At 46.1% G+C, this 9,430-nt stretch carries 7 protein-coding genes, 2 tRNA genes and 2 rRNA genes (1 of these 11 cut by a window edge); 6 read left to right on the plus strand and 5 right to left on the minus strand.

All coding sequences use genetic code 11. The features are described from left to right. The first annotated feature begins 4 nt into the window (after positions 1 to 4). The gene (locus EYB58_RS21955; protein ID WP_242637482.1) at positions 5 to 1,153 is read left to right on the plus strand and encodes a glycosyltransferase; all 1,149 of its coding nucleotides are present in this window, start codon (positions 5 to 7) and stop codon (positions 1,151 to 1,153) included. A 126-nt stretch (positions 1,154 to 1,279) separates the two neighbouring features. On the opposite strand, the gene EYB58_RS21960 is transcribed toward EYB58_RS21955, so the two are convergent. After that, positions 1,280 to 1,356 (minus strand) — tRNA-Pro (locus tag EYB58_RS21960). 397 nt (positions 1,357 to 1,753) lie between these two features. Between EYB58_RS21960 and EYB58_RS21965 the strand changes: the two genes are divergently transcribed. From EYB58_RS21965 to EYB58_RS21990, 5 genes are read left to right on the plus strand one after another with little or no spacing between them, the layout of a single operon-like run. Next, positions 1,754 to 2,257: a hydrogenase maturation protease gene (locus tag EYB58_RS21965; RefSeq protein ID WP_111958951.1), complete on the plus strand. Its 504-nt coding sequence runs from the start codon at positions 1,754 to 1,756 to the stop codon at positions 2,255 to 2,257. A 36-nt stretch (positions 2,258 to 2,293) separates the two neighbouring features. Beyond that, on the plus strand, positions 2,294 to 5,341 hold the full coding sequence (locus EYB58_RS21975) for an FAD-dependent oxidoreductase (protein WP_163354598.1): 3,048 nt from the start codon (positions 2,294 to 2,296) through the stop codon (positions 5,339 to 5,341). 22 nt (positions 5,342 to 5,363) lie between these two features. Then, a complete protein-coding gene (locus tag EYB58_RS23680) occupies positions 5,364 to 5,804 on the plus strand; it encodes a hydrogenase iron-sulfur subunit (protein ID WP_163354600.1) in 441 nt (146 codons plus the stop codon). Next, complete coding sequence (locus EYB58_RS21985; protein WP_111958955.1) at positions 5,795 to 6,730, plus strand: NADH-quinone oxidoreductase subunit B family protein; 936 nt, start codon at positions 5,795 to 5,797, stop codon at positions 6,728 to 6,730. Before EYB58_RS23680 ends, EYB58_RS21985 begins: the two co-directional genes overlap by 10 nt. 2 nt (positions 6,731 to 6,732) lie before the next feature. Then, a complete protein-coding gene (locus EYB58_RS21990; protein WP_207309107.1) occupies positions 6,733 to 8,082 on the plus strand; it encodes a Ni/Fe hydrogenase subunit alpha in 1,350 nt (449 codons plus the stop codon). A gap of 365 nt (positions 8,083 to 8,447) precedes the next feature. On the opposite strand, the gene EYB58_RS24970 is transcribed toward EYB58_RS21990, so the two are convergent. From EYB58_RS24970 to EYB58_RS22010, 4 genes are all read right to left on the minus strand, one after another. After that, positions 8,448 to 8,654 (minus strand): GAF domain-containing protein, encoded by a 207-nt coding sequence (locus EYB58_RS24970; protein WP_111958959.1) that lies wholly within the window; start codon positions 8,652 to 8,654, stop codon positions 8,448 to 8,450. Positions 8,655 to 8,805: 151 nt separating this feature from the next. Beyond that, positions 8,806 to 8,882: transfer RNA gene (locus EYB58_RS22000), tRNA-Arg, on the minus strand. 229 nt (positions 8,883 to 9,111) lie between these two features. Next, a 5S ribosomal RNA gene (gene rrf, locus EYB58_RS22005) occupies positions 9,112 to 9,228 on the minus strand. A gap of 84 nt (positions 9,229 to 9,312) precedes the next feature. Next, positions 9,313 to 9,430, minus strand: a 23S ribosomal RNA gene (locus EYB58_RS22010) (it continues 2,862 nt past the right edge of the window).

Raw genomic sequence — 9,430 nt, forward strand, 5'->3', positions numbered from 1 at the left:
ATACATGAATAAATTCTATAAAATCATCCATACGTCAAGTCGAATCCTATGGGGAAACAGGGAAAAACGAATTCTTTGTGAATCATTGTGGATGAAAAAAAATGGTCACCAGGTAGCCATTATTGCACCTGGGGATAGTGTTTTGTTCAAAAAAGCCAAACAAAATGGATTGATGGTTTATCCCATGTCCTTCAAATCATTGGCCGGAATCGGTGAGTATGGGCGGATCAAACAGATATTTGCCGGAGAACAACCCTTTGTGGTCAATGCCCACGGAAAAGGCGATGCCAAACTTGCTTTGAAGGCAGCCCAGACCATGGGCGTCCCCTGCCGGATCATGTCCCGCCACAATGGGAAACGGGTTAAAAGCACCTGGCCCAACAAAAAAATTTATAAAACCCTTTGCCACTACATTTTCACCACTTCAAAAGACAGCGCAAAGCACTTGAAGCAGACCTTTTCCCTTTCAGACATGCAAATTTTCTCCATTCCCGACGGCATTATCATGCCTGATGCTACCGCTCCCCCAAACGAAACACCCCAAACAGCGGCCAGACAAAAGCTGGCAAACAGCTTGGGATTGGAAACAGATGCCCGGTTTATTGGTATTTTTGGTAAAACAGCACGCCAAAGTAAACAGCAGCTTTACAAAATCGCTGACCAACTTAGTCGGCACTTCCCTTCTCATCATCTGGTGATTGCCGGTATCCCCGAAAACCAGAATACCATGGATAAAAGATTCATCTCCCTGGCGCATATACCGGCGCTGCCAGAAGGACAGGATGCCTTCTACCAGGCCTTGGACTGCTGTCTTTATTTCCCCAACTCCCAAAATTTTTACCAGGGGGTACCTTGGGAAGTAATAAGGGCCATGGCTTGCTTCTGCCCGGTGATCGGTCCGGATGCGCCCGGTATCAGAGATATTCTTATTGATAATAAAACCGGTAGGGTCTTTGACCCAAGGCAATCTGAATCGTTGCCAAAAATCATTAACTGGGTCCTGAATACTCCTCAGACGATTCAGACCCTGGTCCGGGAAGCCCAGTCCAGGGTTGAAAAACACTACACCATGGATGCCATGGGCAGGGATATCTTGCGTATTTACCGGTTACGCCAAATAAAAATTGATCGAAAATTTCAAATGAGTTCTTAGAACCTTTTAAAAATACAATAGGTTCCATCTCTGGAAAGTTCACTTCTGGAATACAGCCGCAATCAACCCAGGCATACACAAACAAAAAAGGCTTTCAGTAATTTAACTGAAAGCCTTTTTTTATTTTGGTCGGGACGACTGGATTTGAACCAGCGACCACTTGTCCCCCAGACAAGTGCGCTACCAGGCTGCGCTACGTCCCGTTTAAAGCAACGTCGGTGTATTTATCACTTCCATCTGGGGGTGTCAATAAAGATTATTTTTTTTTAAATAAAACCCGAGAACAAAATTTTTTTTGAACATATAATTCAATAAAATTGAATTATTCTCAGCATGATACATCTGTATAAATTATAAAACATTTTTATACATTATTTTTAATCCTATAGATAAAATAACTTTATAAAATCATAAAATCATTTTTATTCAATAGGTTATATAATACAAAAAATTTATATTAATTTTATAACGTTACCCTCTTCGTATTGACACCCCATTTTATTTTTGCTACTCACATCACTTTTTAATAAAAAATATTGATAATAAATAATTGAATGCTTTTTAAACGCCGCATTCAAAATTAAAAACGGAAGAAATTCAGTGACATCTAAAGTTTATACAAAAAAAACCCTGGTTTTCGGCTGTGGTAATATATTATTTGGCAATGACGGCTTTGGCCCTGAGGTTATTTACAAAATAGAGCAAGCGGATACCCTTCCGGACAGCGTTCTGGTGATGGACGCAGGAACGGGAATTCGTGATCTTGTTTTTGACCTGCTGCTCATGGACACCCCCCCGGAGTTAGTCGTGGTCATTGACGCCATCACCGTGCCTGATCGTCGTCATGGAGAAATATTCACCATTGATGTGGCCAAGGTACCGAAAAAAAAACTTGCGGATTTTTCCCTGCACCAATGCCCGTCATCAAATCTCTTGGCCCAGCTTGCCCAACGGGGGACTAAAGTTGAGGTCATTGCAATGAACACAGAATTTATTCCCGATGAAATCTGTCCGGGGCTTTGCCCGGTGGCACAAAAAGCAGTGGAAGAAGCTGCACAACTGGTTCTTGAAAAATTAAAAAGCCGCATTGCTTTTAATTTATAATCCATCAATTTTTTATTTTGAAAGAGGTGTTTGAACATGGTTAGTCAAGTAAAGGGCTCTGTACTTGTTGCAGGGGGAGGCATTGCCGGAATTCAGGCCGCACTGGATGCAGCTGATTCCGGATTTTACGTGTATCTTGTTGAGAAAACCGCCGGCATAGGAGGGGCCATGTCACAATTGGACAAAACCTTCCCCACAAACGACTGTGCCATGTGAATTATTTCACCCAAATTGGTTGAGTGCGGTCGGCACTTGAATATTGAAATTTTAACGCTGTCGGAAATTACGGACGTATCCGGCGAGCTTGGCAATTTTACGGTTAAGGTAAAAAAGAATCCCAGGTTTGTGGATGAAGAAAAATGTATTGCCTGTGGTCTTTGCGCTGAAAAATGCCCTAAAAAAGTAGATGATGAATACAATGCAGGTCTAAACAAAAGAAAAGCCGCCTATATTAAGTACGGACAGACCGTTCCTTTGAAATATGCCATTGATCCGGACAACTGTATCTATCTAACTAAAGGCAAATGCGGGATCTGCGCAAAGGTCTGCCCCGCCGGGGCCATCAACCACGATATGAAGGCAGAAATTCTTGAACTTGATGTCGGTGCTCTGATTCTGGCACCGGGGTTCGAGGCTTTTTCCCCGAAAGGCATTGACTATTACGGGTATGACACAAATAAAGATGTGGTCACAAGTCTTGAATATGAACGTATGCTCTCCGCCTCAGGTCCATGGGAAGGTCATCTTAAAAAAGCATCAAACAACGAAGAACCTAAAAAGATTGCCTGGATTCAGTGCGTGGGATCCAGAAACATCAATTGTGGCGACAATGGATACTGCTCGAGCGTCTGCTGCATGTATGCCATCAAACAGGCGGTAATGACCCGGTCCCACATGACCGATGGAGACGGTGAACAAACCATTTTTTACATGGATATCCGCTCCCATGGCAAGGAATACGAGCGCTACTACGAAAAAGCCCGGCAGACGGGTGTATCCTTTGTCAGATCCCGTCCCCATACCTTGCTTAAAGGTCCGCAAGGACACGGCGTCAGCATGCTGTGGGTGGATGAAACCGGGAAAAATCATGAATCGTTTTTTGATCTTGTGATTTTATCCGTTGGGCTTACGAATCCTGAAAGCACGAAAAATCTGGCCAATGCCTGCCGCATTGAACTGGATCAATACGGATTTGCGAAAACCAGCAGCTTTTCCCCTTCTGTAAGCAGCCGTCCGGGCATTTTTGTCACCGGCAGTTTCCAAAGTCCCAAGGCCATTCCCCAGTCCGTGGCCGTGGCCTCTACGGCAGCAGCCCGGGCCAAGGCAGTGCTGGCATCGGCAAGAAACACCCAGACCATCGAGAAAAAATTTGTCGATGAATTTGATATTTCAGGCCAGGAGAAACGCATCGGTGTATTTGTCTGCGCCTGCGGCACCAATATCGCGGCGGTGGTGGACGTCAATGCCGTATCCGAATATGCAGCCACCCTACCCCATGTGGTGCATGTGGGAAACAATATGTTCACTTGCTCCGCGGATACCCAGGACCTAATCGCCGAAACCATTAAAAAAGAAAAACTTAATGCTGTGGTGATTGCTGCCTGCACCCCGAGAACCCATGAACCGTTGTTCCAGGAAACTTTACAGAATACGGGCCTAAACAAATACATGGTGGAGATGGCCAATATCCGAAACATGAATGCCTGGGTTCACCCGCATGAACCGGAAAAGGCAACGCAAAAAGCCAAGACCCAGGTAAAAATGGCTGTTGCAAAGGTAACCCAAAATTTTCCGCTCACGGACATTAAAGTCAACATCACGCCTAAGGCACTGATCATCGGCGGCGGCCTTTCGGGTTTAAGTGCGGCCAAAAATATGGCCGACCAAGGATATGACACCATTCTCGTTGAAAAACAAAAACAGCTGGGCGGTCAGACCAATGCGCTGGGATTCACCTGGAAAAACGAAGATATCCAGGCAGCCTTAAAGGTGTTAATTCAGGATGTTGAAAATCACGAACGCATCCAGGTCATGACCGGCACGACACTTACCCGGGTATCCGGGTTTGTGGGCAGTTTTACCGGAGAACTGACAACAGGTGAACAGACCAGTGACATTGAGTTCGGTGCCTGCATCATTGCCAGCGGCGCCCATGAAACCCGTCCAAGCCAATATCTTTATAATGAAGATCCCAGAGTTATGACGCTGATGGATTTCAGTGCCAAGACCCAAAAAAGTCCAGAATACCCCGGCAGTCTGGATTCCGTAGTTTTCATCCAGTGTGTGGGATCAAGGGATGAGAATCACCCATACTGCTCACGGGTGTGCTGCACCCACTCCATCCAAAAAGCCGTGCGTCTGAAAAAAGAGAAGCCGGAAATAAATATTTTTATCCTTTACCGGGACATTCGCACCTATGCAGACAAGGAGGAGCTCTATCGGGAAGCCCGGAATCTTGGGGTCATTTTTATCCGGTACAGCCGGGACAAAAAGCCATCTGTCTCCAACGAAAACGGCGAACTCACAGTGAATGCATTTGACCCGGTATTGCAGATGCCGGTAAGCATTTCGGCTGATGCAATTTTTCTTGCAACGGCCATAGAACCCAACAACACGGCCCCTTTTGTGGACCTGTTTAAATGTTCATCCAATGCCGATGGTTTTCTCATGGAAGCCCATCCCAAGCTTCGACCGGTTGATTCAACCGTGGACGGGGTATTTCTTGCAGGCATGTGCCACTACCCCAAACCCATAGACGAAGCCATTGCCCAGGGCCGCGCTGCAGCCTCACGTGCCTCGGTAATCCTGTCCCAAAAAATCCTGAAACTGGATGCCATCAAATCCTGTGTCACACACAATTGTGACGGCTGCGCTCTTTGTGTGGATATTTGTCCGTTCAATGCCATATCCCTTGTCTCGTTCACATCACAGGACGGACACCGACACCAACGCGTTCAGATTCAGGAAGCCCTTTGTAAAGGATGCGGACTTTGTGCCGCCACCTGCCCCAAGGAAGGTGTACAGGTAAACGGATTTACCAACGGCCAGTTGCGCGCCCAGGTTGACGCCATTTTAAACGCATAATCAATGGAGATTTTAACATAAAATGAAAGATACATTTGAACCCACGATCATTGGATTTCTGTGCAACTGGTGCTCCTATGCCGGCGGCGATCTCGCCGGCGTGTCCAGACTGGAATATCCACCCAACATGAAAGCCATCCGGGTCATGTGCACGGGCATGGTCCACCCTGATATTGTGCTGTCTGCCCTTAAAAAAGGTGCGGACGGCGTCATGGTCATGGGTTGACACCCCGGCGAATGTCATTACCTGGATGGTAATCAAAAAGCATTGTCCCGTATTACTGTGATTAAACTACTGCTCGAAGACGCCGGCATTGATCCTGACAGGGTCACCATTGAATGGGTGTCTGGCGCCGAAGGCCCAAGATTTGCCGAAAAAGTCACTGAGTTCACCAATAAAATAAGGGCGCTTGGCCCCAATATGTTCAATATCCATAAAAAGGAGGTGATCCCATGCCGGTAAAAGTTGCCAATGAATGGCTCAACTCCTGTTCAGGGTGTGAAATTGCCATATTGAATCTGGGTGAAACCCTTCTGGATCTTTTGCCCCAGATTGAATTTGTTCATATTCCGGTTCTCATGGACCACAAGCACTATGGACAACTTGGAGAAAAAAGGGAAATTGATATCCCCAAGGCTACGGTGGGATTACTATCCGGGGGCCTCCGCAATGAAGAACACCTTGAGGTGGCCCATGAAATGCGCAAAAAATGCGACATTCTCATTGCCCTTGGCACCTGCGCTACCCATGGCGGTATCCCTGCGCTGATAAATTCGTTCACCAACGATGAGTTTTTGGAATATTATTATTCCACAGACAGCACAGAACCAGGCGCCAAAATCCCCGATCAAGGAATTTCCCCGCTGCTGGATCGCTGTTATGCCCTGGATGAAAAGATAGATGTGGATATTTATCTGCCCGGATGCCCTCCCCACCCGGACCAAATTGCCACGGCCATATTAGCGTTATTAAATGGAGAGACCCCGGATCTTCCCTTTAAAAGTGTGTGTGACACCTGCCCTGCAATTCGAAAAGGCAAAGGTAATATCACCACGATCAAACGCTTCACAGAAAATCCGGAATACGATCCGGACAAAGGTATAGATGAAATGCGCTGCCTTCTGGAACAGGGGTATTTGTGTGCAGGTCCCGTGACCCGAGCCGGTTGCGCAGGCAATGACGGCGACGCGCCCAGGTGCATCAGCGCCCGGGTTCCCTGCAGGGGATGCTACGGCCCTGTTCGCCAAGACGGAAACCAGCTATTGGACATGCTAAATGCCCTGGCTTCCAACGGTATCGACATCACATCCATCCCCGATCGAAGCAGCCTACTGCGATTTTCAGGTGCTCATAATCGGCTGGTTCCTTCTATAAAAGGAGACAAATAAAAATGGGAAAAACAATTCACATCTCCCCCCTGTCACGAATAGAGGGGCATGCAAATATTGACATACAGCTTGACGACAACGGCGAAGTGGCTTCGGCCACCACTCATTTTAACTCCATCAGGGGATTTGAAAAATATGTCCAGGGGAAACCGGCTGAGGAGGTGACTCGTATTGTCACCCGTATCTGCGGAATCTGCCCTTGGCATCATCATCTGTCATCCACTAAAGCCGTGGATGCCTGTTTCGGTGCAAACGTTGCCCCGGCAGGCCACATGCTGCGCGAATGCATGCAGAATATGGCGCATATCAACGACAAAATTTTGCACTTTTATTTTCTGGCAGCACCGGATTTTATCATGGGTCCGGATGCTGATTACAAAGTCAGGAACGTCATCGGGATTGCCCAGGCAGCACCGGAGTTAGCCAAGAAAGTCATTAAAATGAGGCAGCTGGGACAGATGATGATGGAAAAATTCGCAGGAAAGGTCATCCATCCAATAGCAGCTGTCCCGGGCGGATTTTCAAAACCCATGTCGGACAGCCAGCGCAAAGAGTTGATCGAGAGCACCAAGACCCTGCTGGACTTTGCCACCTTTTCCATGGCCCATGCCAAGGAAAACATTTTCCCGGCTTATATGGATGACGTAACCACGCTTGGCTCTATCACTACAGGTTTTATCGGTACGGTGGACTACCACGGGGCATTGAATTTCTATGATGGAAATATCCGACTCATGATGATAGACGGATCATTCCAGGATTTTAATGATGCAGATTACCTTGATTATATCGCAGAACACGTGGAACCAACATCCTATGGCAAATTTCCCTATGCGAAGTCCTGGAACCAGGGATTCTCCATGGATATTGACAATCCCAAAGGTGTCTACCGCTCCAATTGCCTAGCAAGACTGAATACCTGCGATCATATATCCACCCCCCTTGCCCAGGCTGAACTGGAAGCGTTCAGGGAACAATTCGGCCGCCCTGCCCAGCATACTCTGCTCTACCATTGGGCCAGACTTATCGAATTGGTATATGCCTGTGAAAAGACTCTTGAGCTGCTTATGGATACAGCCATCTGCGGAAAAGAAACCCGATTTGAAGTCTCCCCGAAAGCCGGTCGCGGCGTAGGCCATGTGGAAGCGCCCAGAGGGACCTTGATACATGACTACACAACCGATGAAAACGGACTCATTGAAAAAGCCAACATGATTGTTGGTACCACCCACAACCTGGCCCCTATTTCAATGAGCGTAGAGCAGTCCGCAAAAATGCTTATCAAAGACGGCCATGTGGATGAAACAATATTAAATAAGGTAGAGATGTCGGTGCGAGCGTACGACCCCTGAATCAGCTGCGCCACTCACCGCCTGGATGGCGGTAAAATGATTGATATCAAAGTATATGACAATAACGGTGAAATAATCCACCAATAAAGGCTTTTAAAAATTTACGGGTGCTGGAAAGTCGGCACCCGTTTTTTATTTTCATTGGCACCCAAAGTGCCACTTTCTTTTAAAATACTTTTCAGCCTTAATTTGTAACCATTGCATTCTGCCTGGGTAAAAGAAGCAATTCCTCACGGTAGATGTCCAGATATGGGATTTACCCACTTCAACACCACCCCGTACCTCTCCCTGCTATAACCAAATAGGATATATCTCATTGACACTTTCTTTTATCTCCAGAACCGTAATTGAAAGTCTAAAATACATTAGGCTATGCCGACATTATGAGTCAGCACCTGTAGAAAGGAGAGATCCTCCTCTGAGAGATCCCACACCGTTGAATGATAGATTCTGAGAGCACCGATCATTTTACCCCGAAGATTTATGGGAAGGGATACAATGGCCCTTATCCTCTCCTCTTCGGCTTTTTCAGGATACTGAAGTATATCGCTTTTTTGTGTATCTTTGATGATGACAGGGGGTTTTTCATTCCTGGCACGGTCCTTTTATGAACCATGTAAAAAAAGCCCCCTATACTTTAGAAAGTGGAACTATGTGGGGGGACAAACTCCATTCCAAATAAAAAAGGCTCTCAAGTTATGCCCTGAAAACCCTTGGTGTTTGTGGTACGCCCGGCAGGATTCGAACCTGCGACTCCTTGATTCGTAGTCAAGTACTCTATCCAGCTGAGCTACGGGCGCCAAAAACTTTATATTTATATCAATCTTTAAGTAATAATTCAAGTGATTTTATTAATTCCGATGAATTTTAATTCAAAAAAATATACTCATAAAAACTAAATAGTTACACTTAATTCGGGAGAGCAAGCCTTGTTTCTTGGGTCAGAATTTTTACTTTTATTCTAACCCCCAAATATTCAAATAAAAAAGCCCGGGCCAATTTTAAATTGACCCGGGCTTTCAAAAAATAATCCGGCGACGTTCTACTCTCCCACACAGTCTCCCATGCAGTACCATCGACGCTAAAGAGCTTAACTTCCGTGTTCGAGATGGGTACGGGTGTGGCCTCTTTGCCATCGTCACCGGATTAAACTGATAATATTTAATCTGTTGTAGTAAATTCAAGCTTGCTATGTTCTATCAAAACGTTCAAAATTATTCATGGAAAAAAGTGGCTAAGCCTCACGACCTATTAGTACTGGTAAGCTCAACATGTTGCCATGCTTACACACCCAGCCTATCAACCTTGTAGTCTTCAAGGGGTCTTCAGTACTTACGTATGGGATATC

The sequence above is a fragment of the Desulfobacter hydrogenophilus genome (assembly GCF_004319545.1).
GTDB lineage: Bacteria > Desulfobacterota > Desulfobacteria > Desulfobacterales > Desulfobacteraceae > Desulfobacter > Desulfobacter hydrogenophilus.

Coding starts and splice junctions, on each gene's coding strand:
- EYB58_RS21990 (WP_207309107.1), top strand. CDS start 6,733: ATGGGAAAAACAATTCACATCTCCCCCCTGTCACGAATAGAGGGGCAT.
- EYB58_RS21985 (WP_111958955.1), top strand. CDS start 5,795: ATGCCGGTAAAAGTTGCCAATGAATGGCTCAACTCCTGTTCAGGGTGT.
- EYB58_RS21955 (WP_242637482.1), top strand. CDS start 5: ATGAATAAATTCTATAAAATCATCCATACGTCAAGTCGAATCCTATGG.